The organism is Flavobacterium macrobrachii (genome assembly GCF_014486675.1).
In the GTDB taxonomy this organism is placed as follows: Bacteria; Bacteroidota; Bacteroidia; order Flavobacteriales; family Flavobacteriaceae; genus Flavobacterium; species Flavobacterium macrobrachii.
Genome location: NZ_JACTAC010000004.1, coordinates 1 through 17,306, shown reverse-complemented (window position 1 = coordinate 17,306; position 17,306 = coordinate 1). Strand labels below are relative to the sequence as shown.

The 17,306-nt window shown below is 31.9% G+C and carries 16 protein-coding genes; 9 read left to right on the top strand and 7 right to left on the bottom strand.

Features of this window, described 5'->3' with window-relative positions; all coding sequences use genetic code 11:
• The first annotated feature begins 267 nt into the window (after positions 1 to 267).
• From IAI56_RS01920 to IAI56_RS01905, 4 genes are all read left to right on the top strand, one after another.
• Positions 268 to 600: a hypothetical protein gene (locus tag IAI56_RS01920; RefSeq protein WP_187656271.1), complete on the top strand. Its 333-nt coding sequence runs from the start codon at positions 268 to 270 to the stop codon at positions 598 to 600.
• 46 nt (positions 601 to 646) lie between these two features.
• Entirely contained in the window at positions 647 to 1,546 is a 900-nt protein-coding gene (gene xerD / locus IAI56_RS01915) for a site-specific tyrosine recombinase XerD (protein ID WP_187656270.1), read from the top strand.
• Between the two features lie 159 nt (positions 1,547 to 1,705).
• Entirely contained in the window at positions 1,706 to 3,169 is a 1,464-nt protein-coding gene (locus tag IAI56_RS01910) for a sensor histidine kinase (RefSeq protein WP_239106999.1), read from the top strand.
• Entirely contained in the window at positions 3,159 to 3,554 is a 396-nt protein-coding gene (locus IAI56_RS01905) for a response regulator (protein ID WP_187656268.1), read from the top strand. The genes IAI56_RS01910 and IAI56_RS01905 overlap by 11 nt, the downstream gene beginning before the upstream one ends.
• Before the next feature lie 52 nt (positions 3,555 to 3,606).
• Here IAI56_RS01905 and rny read toward each other — a convergent pair whose 3' ends face one another.
• The 3 genes from rny to IAI56_RS01885 all read right to left on the bottom strand — a co-directional run bounded on the left by rny (position 3,607) and on the right by IAI56_RS01885 (position 5,972).
• Positions 3,607 to 5,169 carry a ribonuclease Y gene (gene rny / locus IAI56_RS01900; RefSeq protein ID WP_187656267.1) on the bottom strand — a complete coding sequence of 521 codons (1,563 nt, stop codon included), beginning with the start codon at positions 5,167 to 5,169 and terminating at the stop codon, positions 3,607 to 3,609.
• Between the two features lie 211 nt (positions 5,170 to 5,380).
• Entirely contained in the window at positions 5,381 to 5,677 is a 297-nt protein-coding gene (locus IAI56_RS01890; protein WP_187656266.1) for a cell division protein ZapA, read from the bottom strand.
• Positions 5,678 to 5,681: 4 nt separating this feature from the next.
• Complete coding sequence (locus IAI56_RS01885) at positions 5,682 to 5,972, bottom strand: hypothetical protein (RefSeq protein ID WP_187656265.1); 291 nt, start codon at positions 5,970 to 5,972, stop codon at positions 5,682 to 5,684.
• Between the two features lie 186 nt (positions 5,973 to 6,158).
• Here IAI56_RS01885 and IAI56_RS01880 point away from each other — a divergent pair, with 186 nt between their 5' ends.
• Genes IAI56_RS01880 through IAI56_RS01865 form a run of 4 tightly spaced genes read left to right on the top strand, consistent with a single transcriptional unit; the run spans position 6,159 to position 11,464 of the window.
• A complete protein-coding gene (locus tag IAI56_RS01880) occupies positions 6,159 to 7,856 on the top strand; it encodes a M23 family metallopeptidase (RefSeq protein WP_187656264.1) in 1,698 nt (565 codons plus the stop codon).
• 9 nt (positions 7,857 to 7,865) lie between these two features.
• Positions 7,866 to 10,346, top strand: coding sequence for a TonB-dependent receptor (locus tag IAI56_RS01875; protein WP_187656263.1), 2,481 nt, complete (start codon positions 7,866 to 7,868; stop codon positions 10,344 to 10,346).
• A gap of 37 nt (positions 10,347 to 10,383) precedes the next feature.
• Complete coding sequence (locus tag IAI56_RS01870; RefSeq protein ID WP_187656262.1) at positions 10,384 to 11,097, top strand: hypothetical protein; 714 nt, start codon at positions 10,384 to 10,386, stop codon at positions 11,095 to 11,097.
• Between the two features lie 55 nt (positions 11,098 to 11,152).
• On the top strand, positions 11,153 to 11,464 hold the full coding sequence (locus tag IAI56_RS01865; protein ID WP_187656261.1) for a GIY-YIG nuclease family protein: 312 nt from the start codon (positions 11,153 to 11,155) through the stop codon (positions 11,462 to 11,464).
• Positions 11,465 to 11,523: 59 nt separating this feature from the next.
• Here IAI56_RS01865 and IAI56_RS01860 read toward each other — a convergent pair whose 3' ends face one another.
• The 4 genes from IAI56_RS01860 to IAI56_RS01845 all read right to left on the bottom strand — a co-directional run bounded on the left by IAI56_RS01860 (position 11,524) and on the right by IAI56_RS01845 (position 16,730).
• Positions 11,524 to 13,356: an ABC transporter ATP-binding protein gene (locus tag IAI56_RS01860; protein ID WP_187656260.1), complete on the bottom strand. Its 1,833-nt coding sequence runs from the start codon at positions 13,354 to 13,356 to the stop codon at positions 11,524 to 11,526.
• Positions 13,356 to 15,083 carry a phospho-sugar mutase gene (locus IAI56_RS01855; protein WP_187656259.1) on the bottom strand — a complete coding sequence of 576 codons (1,728 nt, stop codon included), beginning with the start codon at positions 15,081 to 15,083 and terminating at the stop codon, positions 13,356 to 13,358. Before IAI56_RS01855 ends, IAI56_RS01860 begins: the two co-directional genes overlap by 1 nt.
• A gap of 163 nt (positions 15,084 to 15,246) precedes the next feature.
• The gene (locus IAI56_RS01850) at positions 15,247 to 16,200 is read right to left on the bottom strand and encodes a glycosyltransferase family 2 protein (RefSeq protein ID WP_187656258.1); all 954 of its coding nucleotides are present in this window, start codon (positions 16,198 to 16,200) and stop codon (positions 15,247 to 15,249) included.
• Positions 16,200 to 16,730, bottom strand: a complete 531-nt coding sequence (locus tag IAI56_RS01845) for a DUF4199 domain-containing protein (RefSeq protein ID WP_187656257.1) — start codon at positions 16,728 to 16,730, stop codon at positions 16,200 to 16,202. Before IAI56_RS01845 ends, IAI56_RS01850 begins: the two co-directional genes overlap by 1 nt.
• A 226-nt stretch (positions 16,731 to 16,956) precedes the next feature.
• Here IAI56_RS01845 and IAI56_RS01840 point away from each other — a divergent pair, with 226 nt between their 5' ends.
• Positions 16,957 to 17,208, top strand: a complete 252-nt coding sequence (locus IAI56_RS01840) for a type B 50S ribosomal protein L31 (protein ID WP_169523122.1) — start codon at positions 16,957 to 16,959, stop codon at positions 17,206 to 17,208.
• Positions 17,209 to 17,306 lie beyond the last annotated feature (98 nt).

The following is a 17,306-nucleotide window of genomic DNA, read 5'->3' as shown; positions in this document are numbered from 1 at the left end:
CTATACCCCGTTAGCTTTAAACTATACATCATTAGCTTAAAACTATACCCCATTAGCTTTAAACTATACATCATTAGCTTTAAGCTATATATAATTAGCTTTAAACTATATATAATTAGCTTTAAACTATATAAAATTAGCTTTAAGCTAAGTTTTATTAGCTTTATGCTAAATTTTATTAGCTTTTTACTAATATTGTATATTATTATAACTAAAAGCATCAAAATTGAAATGCATTTTAATTAAATCGTATAAAAATCAGAAACTATGAACACACTACCACACATGGGAGAACTCATAAAAAAAAGAATAATAGAAAAAAAAATATCCTTCTCAGAAGTAGCCCGAAGAATGAAGGTATCACAACCAACAATTAGTAACTATTTTCACCAATCAAGCCTACAAACCAAAGTACTATTTAACATAAGCATCGCTATAGAGCACAACCTCTTTGCCGATATTATGCAATACTTACCCCAAAACATTCAAAACGCAAACAATACAACTTTCCACGATACAATAATCCAGCAACAAGAACAAATAGCAGAACTTTCAAAAGAAATAAACATCTACAAACAGATACTAAACAACAATAAATAAACAAAAACCACACAGTACAGTTAAAAAACAAGCTACTCATGATATAATGAACTGGAACCAATACATAAAAAGCTTTCAACACTACTTAAAACTAGAACGTGGTTTATCTCAAAACACCATCGATAACTATACATTCGATTTACAACGACTTTGTAGTTATTTAGAACAAAACAATATCTCCGTTTCACCAATCGCTATTCAAGACGAAACGGTCCAACAGTTTATTTATACCATTTCAAAAGAACTCAACGCACGTTCTCAAGCAAGAATACTATCAGGACTAAAAGCATTCTTCAACTATCTAATCTTTGAAGACTATCGAACAAACAACCCAATGGAATTGATAGAAACTCCAAGAATAGGAAGAAAACTCCCAGATACTCTTTCAATCGATGAAATAGATAATCTAGTAAAAGCAATAGATTTATCAAAAAAAGAAGGCGAAAGAAACCGCGCAATAATAGAAACACTTTACGGTTGCGGACTAAGAGTCTCAGAACTAGTAAATTTAAAAATCTCCGACCTCTTTTTCGACGAAGGTTTTATAAAAGTTTCAGGAAAAGGAAACAAACAACGTTTTGTTCCAATAGCTAAATCAACTCAAAAATACATACAAGTATATAAAGGAACTATAAGAAACCATTTGCAAATTGCTAAAAATCACGAAGACACACTTTTTTTAAATCAACATGGTAAACAGCTTACAAGAGCAATGATTTTTACAATAATTAGAACCTTAGCCACAAAAATTAATCTACAAAAAAAAATAAGTCCACATACTCTAAGGCATTCATTTGCAACACATTTACTCGAAAATGGAGCCGATTTACGTTCCATTCAAATCATGCTTGGACACGAATCAATTACAACTACAGAAATTTATATTCATCTCGATAAAAAACATTTAGAACAAATAATAAACGCATTTCATCCGAGAAAAACGTAGTTTATCGATATTTTTTTACTACATTTGAATATTACCTACAATTCTTTCCCAAATCATTGTAGGTAATTATAAGCAAATTAACTTAACCGATAAACTATGATTAATAATTTTTCTCCTATAAGAGAAATAAATCAGCGCGATAATTATTTTTTTAAAAAAATGATATCCAATTTACCTGATTTAGTTTTTCAGTTGTCATATTCTTCCTCAGGAATTTTGACTTTTACTTTCTTCAATAAGGCTGTTATAAATTATTTTGAGTTAACTAAAGAACAAGTTAGAAACTTTAATATAACTACTGTATTTCGCGAAAAAATTCATCCTGATGATTTTGATGCAATGTTAATATCTTTACAAAAACTTAACCAAAACCAGTCAAATTGGTCTTTTGAATTTAGAGCAATTTTGCCATCCAAAGGCTTAAGGTGGTTCAAAGCAGTAGCAAATGTAGAACATAGCGACTTTGATACTATACTAATGACAGGTAGAATGTCTGACATAACAGTTGAAAAACAGTTAGAAGTAGATTTGAAAGTTTCTGAACAAAGGTTTCAGTTTGCCATGGAAGCTTCAATCAAAGGAGTTTGGGACTTAAACTTAAAAACAAACAAAGTGTTTTACTCTTCACAATCAATGAAAATGTTAGAATTAGAAGAGAATGATGTTGTCGATTTTCATCAAAAATGGGATGATAGAATACATCCAGATGATATTAATGACTATCAAAAAGAATTTGAATTACACATTAATAATCAAACTCCATATTATGAAAATGTAAAAAGAATGCTCACCAAATCAGGAAAATATAAATGGATATTGAGTCGCGGAAAAGTAATTGAGAGAGATTTAAATGGTAATCCATTAAGAATTATTGGTACACATACTGATATTACCCAACAAAAAGAAGAGGAAAAAGCGCTTAAGAAAACTTTAGAAATTATAAATGAGCAAAACAGCCGATTATTAAACTTTGCTCATATAGTTTCTCACAACTTAAATTCTCATACAAGTAATTTTAAAATGCTTTTAGATTTAGTTGAAGAAGAAAATGATCAGAACAGTATAGCTGAAATTTTTCAGTATTTGAGAACTTCCTCAAATGCTTTACATCAAACGATAGAGCATTTAAAAGAATTAGTTGATATCAATAATAACATGTCGCTTAAAAAGGAAAAGCTTAATCTTGATTCTTATTTAAACAAAGTTTTAGCAATATTAGGAGAAGAAATCAATAGTAATAAAGTTAAGATTTATAAAAAAATTCCAAAAGATTACAGCATACCTTTCAATCCTTCTTATTTAGAAAGTATTCTTTTGAATTTCACTACAAACGCAATCAAATATTCGCATCCAGATAGAATTCCTGAAATATATTATGATTTAGAAAAAGAAAACGATAAGTTTGTCCTAAAGATAAAGGATAACGGATTAGGTATAGATTTAGACCGACATGGAGAAAAACTCTTTGGAATGTATAAAACTTTTCACAACAATCCAGATGCAAGAGGAATAGGATTATTCATTACCAAAAACCAAATAGAATCGATGGGAGGAAAGGTAGAAGTAGAGAGCAAAAAAAATATAGGTACAACTTTTAAAATATTTTTTAATAATGAAATTTAACGATGTCTTTGTAGTTGACGATGATAAAATTTTTCACTTTATAATAAAAAAATTACTAGTACACAATAATATAAACGTAACGCCAAAGTTTTTTGAAAACGGATTACAAGCTATTGAAGGAATAAAAACAAAACTCAATAAAGGAGAAAATCCTCCCGATTTAATTCTTTTAGATATCAACATGCCAATTCTAGATGGATGGCAATTTTTAGAAGAATTCAAAGCGATAAAAGATAAATTATCCAAAGAAATAATTATCTATATAGTTAGTTCTTCTGACGATTCAACTGATAAAAATAAAGCTAAAAATTATCAAAGCGAAGTCAAAAATTATTATCTAAAACCAATGACCGCTGACGATTTAAAAGAAATATTTAGTAACTAAAAAAAATAGCAACCATAAAGGTTGCTATTTTTTTGTAATTATAGTAATATTATTATTTAGCAATATTTACTGCACGAGTTTCACGAATAACAGTAATTTTTACTTGACCTGGATAAGTCATCTCAGTTTGGATTTTTTGAGAAATCTCAAAAGAAAGGTTTGAAGCCATTTCATCAGAAACTTTTTCACTTTCTACAATAACTCTCAATTCACGTCCAGCTTGAATGGCATAAGCATTTTTCACTCCTTGGAAACCAAAAGCAATTCCTTCTAAATCTTTCAAACGTTGGATATACGAATCTAGAACTTGACGTCTTGCGCCAGGTCTTGCCCCCGAAATAGCATCACAAACTTGAATAATTGGAGAAATTAAATATTTCATTTCAATTTCATCATGATGCGCACCAATAGCGTTGCAAACTTCTTCTTTTTCACCATATTTTTCTGCCCATTGCATACCTAATAATGCGTGTGGTAAATCGCTTTCTGTATCTGGAACTTTACCAATATCGTGTAAAAGTCCAGCACGTTTAGCTAGCTTTACATTCAAGCCTAGTTCGGCTGCCATAATTCCACAAAGTTTAGCAACTTCTCTTGAGTGTTGCAGTAAATTTTGTCCATAAGATGAACGGTATTTCATTCTTCCCACAACTTTAATCAACTCAGGATGTAAACCATGAATTCCTAAATCGATAACAGTACGTTTTCCAACTTCGGCAATTTCTTCGTCAATTTGTTTTGTTGTTTTAGCAACAACCTCTTCAATTCTCGCCGGGTGAATTCTTCCGTCAGTAACTAATTTATGTAATGATAAACGAGCAATTTCTCTTCTAACTGGATCAAAACAAGAAAGAATAATAGCTTCTGGCGTATCATCTACAATAATTTCAACTCCAGTTGCAGCTTCAAGCGCACGGATATTTCTTCCTTCACGACCAATAATTCTTCCTTTAACATCATCCGATTCAATATTGAAAACCGAAACACAGTTTTCAACTGCTTCTTCGGTTCCAACACGTTGAATGGTGTTGATGATAACTTTTTTAGCTTCTTGTTGTGCTGTTAATTTTGCTTCTTCAATGGTATCTTGAATATGCGACATCGCTTTGGTTTTTGCCTCAGCTTTTAAGCTCTCAACCAATTGTTCTTTGGCTTCATCCGCCGAAAGTCCAGAGATAACTTCCAATTGCTCCACTTGGCTTTTGTGAAGTTTTTCTAATTCTTGTTGTTTTTTATCAAGAAGTTCAATTTTTGCTTCGTATTCTTTGGTTTTATTTTCATAATCGTCATTTACTTTTTTAGCTTTTGACAATTCATTTGAAACCTGTGACTCTTTGTCGCGAATTCTTTTTTCTACCTCAGCAATTTTTTTGTCTTTGCCTAAAATCTCTTTTTCATGTTCCGATTTTAGCTCTAAAAATTTTTCTTTTGCTTGAAGTAATTTATCTTTTTTTATGTTTTCTGCTTCAAGATTAGCATCTTTTAAAATTGATGCTGCTTCCTTTTTTGCATTTTTGATTAGGTTAGAAACATTGCTTTTTTCTAAAAACTTTGCTATTCCAAATCCTCCACCAATTCCAACTATCGCGGCGAGTATTATAAATGTAATTTCCATTTTTTGTTTGTGTTTTAGGTATAAAAAAAGCCTACATTAGGTGAATGCATAAACTCGTAAAGACAAGTTTTGAGCTAACTCGCTGTTCAAGTTTCCCCGATATAGAGGCATACTTTAGTAGCGACGATTTGCTCATTCTAATTTGTTAGTGTTGAGTTTACCAATTAAAATCTAATGTAGGCAGTGTTTTAATTTTATGTATAAGAACGTATTATTTTCTATTGAGATATTCCAATAATAAATCATTAATTTTTGTCAATCGTTCTGCTGTTTCTGTTCCATCAATTGCATTGTTCAATTGTTTTTGTTCCACTTGTGATGCAAATTGTAAAGCACACATAGCTAACACATCTTGTTTATCACGAACAGCATAATTTTCTTCAAATTGCTTAATCATAGTATCAATTTTCTTTGAAGCACTTCGCAAACCTTCTTCCTGTGACGGATCAACAGTTAGCGGATAAACTCGGTCGGCAATTGATATTTTTATCTTAAGCTTTTCACTCATAGCATTAATCTGATAGTTGCGCTATGCAATAATCGATTTCTTTAATTAATGAATTTATTTTCAGTTTTGTATCTCTCTTATTGTCTTCACTGCCAAGTAACGAATTTGCCATTTTTAACGATTTTGTTTCTCCTTTCAATTGCTCAATCTCTCGTGATTGAGTATCGATAGTTGTTACAGCTTTCTTTAATTCTGTTTCCAATTGACAAGTATAGACTTGTAAACTATTCATTTTTTCGAACAGCTTTTGAATTCTACCTTCAACAGAATCAATTATTTCTGCAACTTCACTCATCCAAATGGGATTTTCGTTTCTTAATTCACAAAGTTAGTATTCTATTTTAGTAATGCAATAATTTTTTTCATTATTTATTGTTTATTCTAAAAACTTGTTTAAGAAATTGTTTCTTAATTAGTTAGTTTCTTTATTTTAATGTAATTTATTACGTACTTTTTTATTATATTAGCAAAAACATTTAGTATGAAAAATGTTATAATCCTATTTTTCTATTCGCTAACTTTTTATGCGCAAGATAATTATCCGAAAGATTATTTTTGCTCTCCGCTTGATATTCCGTTGCAATTGTCGGGAAATTTTGGTGAATTGCGCTCCAATCATTTTCATGCTGGTTTTGATTTTAAGACACAACAAAAAGAAGGTTTGAATGTGTATGCCGCAGCCGAAGGTTATATTTCGAGAATAAAAATTACGCATGGCGGTTATGGAAAAGCAATCTACATAACGCATCCAAATGGTTACACAACCGTTTATGGACATTTGCAATCGGGTTTTGGAGAAATTGAAAAATTTATTATTAACGAACAATACAAAGCCAAATCTTATGAAATTGAATTGCTTTTGCAGCCAACAGATTTATTGGTAAAAAAAGGCGAAATCATTGCAATATCTGGAAATACTGGTGGTTCAGATGGTCCGCATTTGCATTTTGAAATTAGAGATACAGCATCCGAAAAAATAATTAATCCGATGTATTTTGGATTTGACACTGAAATAAAAGATACCAAGAAACCATTTTTCATGGGATTGTATGTGTATCCAATCGATGAAAACTCGATAGTAAATCAGTCAAAAAGACCTTTGCTTTTAACATATGATCAACAAATTAATGGCGATTATTTAGCCGAAAAAATTGCTGCCAATGGAAAAATTGGTTTTGGAATTGTAGTAAACGATTATGATGATGTTTCGTGGAATACAAATGGCGCTTTTAAAGTGGAAACGTTTCTAAACGGAAACTTGAGTTTTGGTTATACTTTTGACACTTTTTCATTTGACGAAACGCGATACATTAATGCTTTGATTGATTACGAACGTTTTAAAAATGAAAAACAGCGTATTCAAAAATTGTTTGCTGTAAATTTGTATCCATTGAGTATTCTTAAAACCGATGTTAATTCTGGAATTATTGACGTAACTAATAACTTAACAAAACTTTACAAAATTGAAGTTTCTGATTTTCATGGAAACAAATCGAGAATTTGCATTCCAATTTCATTTTCAAATACATCATCAGTTGTTGCAGAAAAACCAAAAACATCAAAATATCATGTAAAAACTAAACGTGATAATATTTTTTCATTAGAAAATGTTACCGTAACTATACCAACCAATACATTTTATGACGATTTTTATATGGATTTTGAAGTCCAAAATAACACTGTAAAAGTACATCGCGATTTTATTCCGGCGCATTCTAGTTTTCAAATTGCGTTTGAAGACAGCATTTCATCAGAAAAAGATAGAGAAAAAATGTTCATTGGTCTTTTTGACGGAAAAAAAATAAATCACTACACAACAAAACGCTATAAAAATACGTTTTCAATTTACACCAAAACTTTGGGCGAATATCGGTTAGTAAAAGACACTATTTCTCCCGAAATAATTTTGGCAAAAAATATAGCAGAAAAATGGATTTCCGACCGAAAAACAATTCATTTAACCATTTCTGATGATTTATCTGGCATAAAAAGTTATGAAGGTTACCTCAATGGAAAATGGATTCTATTGGAATATGAAAGTAAACTGAAACGTTTAACTCATAAGTTTTCTGACGGAATTGTTGCCGAAGGGAAAAACGATTTAAAAGTAGTAGTTACCGATAATGTTGGAAATTCTACTATATTTGAAACACATTTTTATAGAAGTCAAAAACAATAACACTATAGTTTGAAAACAAAACATTTATTCTTTTCGTTCCTATTTTTTATCCTTTGTATAAAATCATTTTCGCAAAACGCAACCGCAAAAGTAGCTGGAATAGTGCTAGACGAAAATAGCAAACCCATTGAAAACGTTAACGTTAGCTATCTTTCGAAATCATCCGTTACTGATAAAAATGGTTTTTACACGATTACCGTTCCAGCAAATCAAAAAGTAGTTTTAGTTTTTACACACGTTGCACTAAAAAACATAACAGCAACATTGCAACTAAAACCTAATGAGGAATTTGAATATCATATTGTCATGTCTGATAAAGCTGAACAACTAAGCGACGTGGTGATTACCAGTAGCCGAAGACGAGTTCAAGGAATTACAAGTATCGAACCCGAAGTCATCAGAAAAAATCCTAGTGCAATGCCTGGAATAGAAAGTGTTTTGAAGGTTTTACCTGGTGTAAATTCGAATAGCGAATTAAGTTCTGGTTATAACGTTCGTGGTGGAAACTATGATGAAAACCTGGTTTATGTAAACGAAATCGAAGTCTATCGTCCGTTTTTAATTCGTTCTGGTCAGCAAGAAGGTTTGAGTTTTACCAATACCGATATGGTCCAAAATGTGGACTTTTCGGCTGGAGGTTTTCAAGCTAAATTTGGCGATAAATTGTCTTCGGTTTTGGACATTACCTATCGTCAACCGAAAAAATTTGCATTGGCTGCCGAAGCTAGTTTTCTTGGCGGAAGTATAACTGCCGATTTGGTTTCCAAAAATAAAAAATGGTCCAATATTACAGGAGTTCGTTATCGAGACAATTCACTTTTGGTTAATAGTCAAGAAACGCAAACCAACTATCGTCCAACGTTTATGGACGTACAATCGATTGTGAATTTTACTCCAAATGACAAATGGAATTTCAGTTTTTTAGGAAATGCATCTCGAAATGTGTACAACTACCAACCGTTGACACGTCAGACTAATTTTGGAACCATTGACGAACCCATTGCATTGCAAGTTTTTTATGAAGGACAAGAAAATGACAAATACGAAACTCTTTTTGGTGCTTTCAAAACGGTTTTTAATGCCGATGAAAACAATACCTATAAATTCATAAGTTCAATTTATCATACCAAAGAACAAGAGTATTTTGATATTTTTGCCGCTTATTTTTTAGGCGATGTTGATACCAATATTGGTTCCGAAACGTTAGGCGAAGTTACTTTTAGTCAAGGCATTGGAACACAATTAAATCATGCTCGAAATGATTTGGATGCTTTAATCGTCAATGCAGAAATTAAAGGTGTTCACCAACTCAACAACAAAAAGCACCAAATTGATTGGGGTTTTAAATACACTCGTGAAAATATTCGCGATCGAATTGTAGAATGGGAAGTAATTGATTCGGCAGGATTTTCAATCAATCCGCCAAATTTGAATTTCGCTGGAAACGATCAACCTTACAATCCTTATATTGGTCCGTTAGTTCCATATCAAAATGTTAGAGCAACCAATTTTATTGACATTAATCGACTTTCGGGTTATGCGCAATGGAGTTTTAAAGACCAAATTGGTTCAACGGATTATTGGTTCAATTTTGGAGTTCGCGCTCATCATTGGAAAGTAACTGGCGATAATATTTCGAATTCAAAAAACCAAACTACGGTTAGTCCAAGAGCGCAATTGACTTTAAAACCAAATTGGGAAAAAGATATGATATTCCGATTTGCGACCGGATTTTATCATCAACCGCCGTTCTATCGCGAGTTAAGAGATATGAATGGTGTGGTTAATCCAAATGTAAAAGCGCAACAATCGATACATTTTGTAGCAAGCAACGATTATAATTTCAAAATGAACAATCGTCCATTTAAATTGGTTACAGAATTGTACTATAAATCGATGACTGATGTCAATACTTATACATTAGAAAATGTTAGAATTCGTTATCGCGCAAATAATGATGCAACTGCTTATGCGCAAGGTTTAGACATGCGTTTGAATGGAGAATTCGTTCCTGGAACCGAATCGTGGTTGAGTTTTGGTTATATGAAAACCGAAGAAAATCAAAACGGTAGAGGAAATATTGCTCGTCCAACCGATCAACGACTGAAATTTGGAATACTTTTCCAAGATTATATGCCAAATTTGCCTAGTATGAAATTATACATGAATTTGGTTTACAACACTGGTTTGCCTGGCGGTTCGCCTTCTTATGCAGATGTTTATACGTATCAAAGTCGTTTGAGAGATTATCGCCGTGCTGATGTTGGTTTCTCGTATGTTTTAACCGAAAAAAACAACGAACGACCTGATGGACATTGGTTAAAACGTTTTGAGGATTTGTCTCTTGGCTTTGAAATTTTTAATATTTTCAACAATCAAAATGCGATTACTAACACTTGGGTTCGTGATGCTTATACCAAAAACCAATACGGAATTCCAAATTTTATGACAACTCGTGTTTTCAATTTGAAGTTGAGTGTGAAATTGTAGAAATAAATCATTATTTTTGAATACCAATTCATTTGTTATGAAAAACATTTTTTTCTTTCTGATAGTAAGTTTGGCTTTTGTTTCTTGTAAAAAAGAAGAACAAGAAAAACCAAAAGTGATTTATGAAACCCAACCTAAATCGCAAGCAAAACCTCAAGTTGATACGTCAAAAGCTGATATTGCTGACTTACCAGTTCATATGGAAGGAACTAATTTTTTGATTTTTCCTATTGGCGATTTGAATTTTTTCAAAAAACAAGGTTATGCTTCAAGCAAAAGTGATAAAAACATAAGCTATGCCATTTCCAATTATGGCGAATATGAAATTACGGGTTATTTAGATAATTTGAAATTTCAGGAAATTGGCAAAGACACCATTTATGCTTTAACTGATAAAAATGTTTTGATACAATCGGCAACTTATTTGAAAAACCATGCTGATAAAACCAAACAACAATTGATGGTTTATGTGTTGGAAGATTTGGATACAAATAAAGACGGAAAACTTAATGATGCTGACATTAAATCCTTATACATTAGTTCAATTGACGGTAAAAACTTTACCAAACTAACCGAAGATTTTCAGGAATTAATCGACTGGAAATATGTTTCTGCAAAAAACGGAATTTATTTTAGAGCTGTAGAAGACACAAACAAAAACGGCGAGTTTGATAGCAATGATAAAATTGTGTACAGCTTTGTTAATTTAACTTCCAAAGAATGGAAAGCTGAAGAATTTCAGGTGAATTAATCAACAATCTTTGTCATGCTGACGAAGGAAGCATCTCTATATTATTGAGAAAAATATGTTAGAATTTCAAGAAGGTTATCATACATATTACGTTTATATTCTAACTAATAAAGCAAAAACTGTTCTTTATATTGGAGTTACTAACAATTTAAAAATTAGACTTCAGCAACATTCGGAGAATTTAAACCCAACTTCTTTTACATCAAAATATAATGTTCATTTCCTACTCTATTATGAAAAATTCACATGGATTCAATTAGCAATTGCTAGAGAAAAAGAATTAAAAGGTTGGACTAGAAATAAAAAAATAGCATTGATAAAATCACTTAATCCTCATTTAAGTTTTATCAATTATATGTTTGAATAGTTTACGGAGAATCTTCCTTCGTCAGATTGACAAAAAAGAGATTGATAAAACAGTAATTTTTACTCAAAACTCTGCATAGAAACTAACCTCGCATACATTCCGTCTTTTGCAATAAGTTCGTCGTGATTTCCTTGTTCAACGATTTCTCCTTTTTGCATCACCACAATTACGTCTGCTTTTTGAATAGTTGAAAGTCGATGCGCAATAACAACCGAAGTTCGGTTTTGCATCATATTTTCTAACGCCACTTGTACAAATTTTTCGCTTTCAGTATCTAATGCGGAAGTTGCTTCGTCCAAAATCATAATCGGTGGATTTTTTAAAACCGCACGCGCAATAGAAAGACGTTGTTTTTGTCCGCCAGAAAGCTTATTTCCGCTATCGCCAATATTGGTTTCAATTCCACTAGGCAAATCTTTTACGAATTCATAAGCATTGGCAACTTTCAACGCTTCAATAATTTCGTCATCGCTTGCGTCTAATTTTCCTAATCGAATATTGTCTTTAATCGTTCCGTTAAACATGATGCTGTCTTGAGTAACCAAACCAGTTAAAGAACGCAGCGACTTCATTGTTACCTCTTTTATATTATGATTGTCTATTAAAATTTCGCCTTGATTTACTTCGTAAAAACGCGTTAGCAAATTAGCAATCGTACTTTTTCCTGAACCCGATTGTCCAACTAAAGCAACTGTTTTTCCTTTTGGAATAGTTAAAGAAAAATTCTTCAAAACAGCTTCGTCGTTATAGGCAAACGTGATATTTTTTAACTCAATACTTTGATTAAATGATGTTAATTTTTTTGCATTTTCAGTATCGGTAATCGAATTTTCTACTTCTAAAACTTCAAAAACACGTTCTGCCGCAGCCAATCCATTTTTAACTTGATACGATGCTTTTGAAATGGCTTTTGCTGGCGTTAAAATATTATAGGCTAATCCAATGTAAGCAATAAAATCAGAACCTTTTAATGAACCTTCAACTAAAACTAGATTTCCACCATAAACCAATAAAACACCAATAACCAAAATCCCCATAAATTCACTCAATGGCGAAGCTAAGTTGTTTTTCTTGGCTATAGAATTGGTTAACTTGTACAAACGATTAATAGAATCGTTAAATGTTTTGGAAAAAAAGTTTTCGGCATTATAGCTTTTAACCACTTTCAAACCCGTTAAAGTTTCTTCGGTGATTGATATTAGATAGCCATTTTCTTGTTGAGCTTTGGTTGATTTTCCTTTTAATGATTTTCCTATTTTTGAAATAACCAAACCCGAAATTGGAATAAAAATAAATACAAAAACAGTCAGTTTCCAACTAATTGAAACCATTGCAATTAGCGAAAACACAATAGTTAGCGGTTCTTTAACAATAAGTTCCAAAATCATAAAAAATGAATTTTGAACTTCGTTCACATCACCAAGCATTCTTGCCATTACATCACCTTTTCTTTTTTCAGAGTAATACGAAACAGGTAATGACACAATTTTTGCAAACATTTTTTCACGCAAATCACGTAAAACACCATTTTTAACTTTGGTTAAATGCTGAAGCGCTAGATAATTGGATAAATTTTTCAGTAAAAAAGTAATCAAAACTATTCCAACAGTAAACATTAAGCCATATTGAACACCATATTCAGTTGAAAATTGCTTTACATAGTAGGCGATGTAATCTTGCCAATTTCCTACAGCATCAATAAAACCAGTGTATTCAGGTAATTCTATAACATCTTTTTTTCTTTCGTCAAACAAAACCGAAAGAACTGGCATAATAAAAACCATTCCTAAAGTTCCAAAAAGCGCATAAAGTATGTTGAAAGTTATGTTTCCAATAACATTGGACTTATACTTTTTTGCAAAAGGAATTATTTTCTTTAAATTTTCATCCATTAGTTCAACTGCATTTCAGCTATGATATTTTTAATTTTTTGATCCAATTGTTTTTCGGCTTCTGGAATATCATTAATACTATCGATAGCACAATTCACACTGAAATAAAACTTAATTTTTGGTTCGGTTCCACTTGGTCGCGCACAAATTTTAGAACCATCTTCCAAATAATAAATCAACACATCCGATTTTGGAATAGTCAGATTTTCAATTTCTCCACTCAATAAATTTTTTGCAGTTGAGTTTTGATAATCTTCCACCATTATCACGCGTTGTCCATTAATTTCAGAAACTGGATTATCGCGCATATCAATCATCATTTGCTTGATTTCATTTGCACCTTCAATACCTTTTTTGGTCAACGAAATTAGATATTCTTTGTAAAAACCAAAGTCAACATACATTTGTTGCAAATAATTATAAACCGAACTTCCGTTTTCTTTGGCTTGCGCCGCAATTTCACACATTAGTAAAATCGCGCCAACAGCATCTTTATCACGAACAGCATCGCCAACCATAAACCCAAAACTTTCTTCGCCACCGCCAATAAATTTCAACTCAGGGAAATCTTTGATGAATTTAGCAATCCATTTAAATCCTGTCAAACCTACTTTGCATTCCACATCAAAACCCGATGCCAATTCAAGCATCATTGGCGTAGAAACAATAGTCGAACCAATAAATTCTTTACCCGTAATTTTTCCTGCTTTTCGCCATTCTTCCAATAAAAAATGCGTCATGACAACCATCGTTTGATTACCATTCAACAAAATCATTTTGCCTTCGTTGTTTCTAACGGCAACACCAAGTCGGTCGCTATCAGGATCAGTTCCAAAAACAATATCCGCATTTATTTTATCAGCTAAAGCCAAAGCCATCGTCAACGCTTCTGGTTCTTCCGGATTTGGAGATTTTACCGTTGGGAAATTTCCGTTTGGTTCCGCTTGTTCAGGAACGATATTCACATCGGTATAACCAGCTTTTTCCAACACTTTTGGAACCATTTTAATCGATGTTCCGTGAAGTGAAGTATAAGCAATTCGTAGATTTTCTCTCGCCGAAGCCGAAGTGTTAAACGAAGCATTTTTCACTGTCGATTCCGCAAAAGCTTCATCAACAGCTTCATCAACATAATGTATCAAACTTTCGTTGGCTTCAAATTTAATTTCGCTGTAATTCAAGTTTTCAATTACCTCAATAATTTCACCATCTTGCGGCGGAACTAATTGTCCACCATCTTGCCAATATACTTTGTATCCATTGTATTCCGGCGGATTATGTGAAGCTGTTAATACAATTCCAGCATGACAATTCAAGTGTTTTACCGCAAAAGACAACTCTGGCGTTGGTCGCATATCCGAAAAAAGATAAACCGTAATTCCATTTGCCGAAAAAACATCAGCAACAATTCTTCCCAAAGTATCGCTGTTGTGACGACAATCATAAGCAATCGCTACTTTTAGTTGCTCCTTTGGGAATGATTTTTTTAAATAATCCGATAAACCTTGCGTGTTTTTACCTAACGTATATTTGTTGATACGATTGGTTCCAACGCCCATAATTCCTCGCATTCCTCCCGTTCCAAACTCCAGATTTTTATAAAAACTTTCCTCCAAATCCTTCGGAGAAGAAGTCATCATTTCCTTGATAGCTTCTTGCGTTTTATCGTCAAATGTTGGCGTTAACCATTCGTTTACTTTATCTAAAATCGATTGTTCAATATGCATATTCTTATTATTTTTTCAGAAGCTAATCCTGCTATTCGCTCTATCTTTTCATCTCGTTTTTCAAAACGAGATAAAAAGGATGCCGCTACTATCAGGGCTAAACTTATCAGTAATCTTATTTTTTTAAACTAAAACTAGTTTCTTTTTGTTTACTAAAAAAACATCAATTCGTCGTTTCCGAAACTTTATAACGTTCTTCATTATTCTTTGTACGCAAAATAATTTCGCCAAGAAAACCAGCTAAAAACAACTGCGTTCCAATAATCATTGTTGTTAAAGCGATATAAAACAGTGGATTATCGGTAACCAATATCGTTTGATAACCCGAATACAATTTTATCAATTTCAAAGCAATGATGATTCCTGTAGAAATAAATCCAACTAAAAACATCAAAACACCAAATGCTCCAAACAAATGCATTGGTCTTTTTCCATATTTTGATAAAAACCAAATCGTTATCAAATCCAAAAAACCATTTACAAAACGGTCAATACCAAATTTTGATTCACCATATTTTCGAGCTTGATGAATAACTACTTTTTCGCCAATTTTTCCAAAACCAGCATTTTTTGCCAAAACCGGAATATAACGATGCATTTCTCCAGAAACTTCGATATTCTTAATGACAACATTTTTATAAGCTTTTAATCCACAATTAAAATCATTCAAATAAACTCCCGAAGTTTTTCTCGCAGCCCAATTGAATAATTTGGATGGTAAATTTTTTGTTACGGCATTATCATAACGTTTCTTTTTCCATCCTGAAACCAAATCAAATTTTTGGTTTATAATCATGTTGTACAAATCAGGAATTTCATCTGGACTATCTTGCAAATCGGCGTCCATCGTGATGATAACATCGCCTTGCGCTTTGGCAAAACCAGCATGCAACGCCTGGGATTTTCCATAATTTCTTAAAAACTTAATTCCTTTTACATTAGGATTTTCAGCGGAAAGCTGCTCGATTATTCCCCATGAATCATCAGTACTTCCATCATCAATAAAAATAACTTCATAGGAATAGTTATGAGTTGTCATTACTTTGACAATCCATTGGTGTAATTCGGGTAACGATTCCTGCTCGTTTAAAAGCGGAATAACTATGGATAAATTCATTAAAACTGTTCTTTTGGTTTGCTTTTGAAGAATGCTGCTAAAATCAACCCAAATATTATTGCACCAACTAAAGCTTGAGCAATTCCGAATAATTGACCTTTTATTGAAAACTGAGAACTTTCTTTGATTGAAATAATTGCTTCATTAATCTTTTCTTGTGGAGTATTAAACTTTTGTAGCATCTCAACTTGCATTTCTATTAAATGCTCAGTTACTGTATCTCTTGCTGCTGTATCAAAAAAGTTAAAAAGAAAAATATTGAAAACAGTTGACATTAAAATTCCAACTAAAGCCGAAACAAAGTAAGCTGTAAAACCTTCTTTAAAACTTAAAATACCTTGTTTCTCATTTTTTGTTTTAGATAATAAAACACAGCCTATGATAATCCATATAGCCAACATTCCAAATCCAACCCACATATTTACAAACAACTTCAAATCAGTTATATACATGATTGTAGTTGACAAAATTCCAATTAAACCAGAGATTATTCCAAAGTTAATAGCGTTTTTCTTGATTATTGCATCCATTTTAGTTTTGATTTAAATTAAACAACAAATATAGTAATTCCATTATTACTTAACAGTAAGTTGGCTTTATTTAAAAAAAGTTACACTTCGCTTTGATTATTGCAAAAAAGTTGTATTTTTGCACTCTCAAATTAAAAAAGAACAATAACAAAAAGTTGTAGCTAGTTTACACCTTTCAAAAAGAAAGCTTCAAAACAAACTACTTCAATAAAATAAAAGATTTATCATGAAAAAAGGAATTCACCCAGAAAATTACAGATTAGTTGCTTTTAAAGACATGTCAAACGAAGATGTTTTTATTACTAAATCTACAGTAGAAACAAAAGAAACTATTACTCACGAAGGAGTTGAATATCCAGTTTACAAAATGGAGATTTCTAGAACATCTCACCCATTTTACACAGGTAAATCAAAACTTATCGATACTGCTGGACGTATTGATAAATTCAACAGCAAATACGCTAAAAAAGCAAAATAATTTATTTTTTAGTAGTTCAAATTTTATTAAAACCATTCACGAAAGTGAGTGGTTTTTTTATTGATTAAATCTTTGTACTTTTGACAGTAGTTAATGTT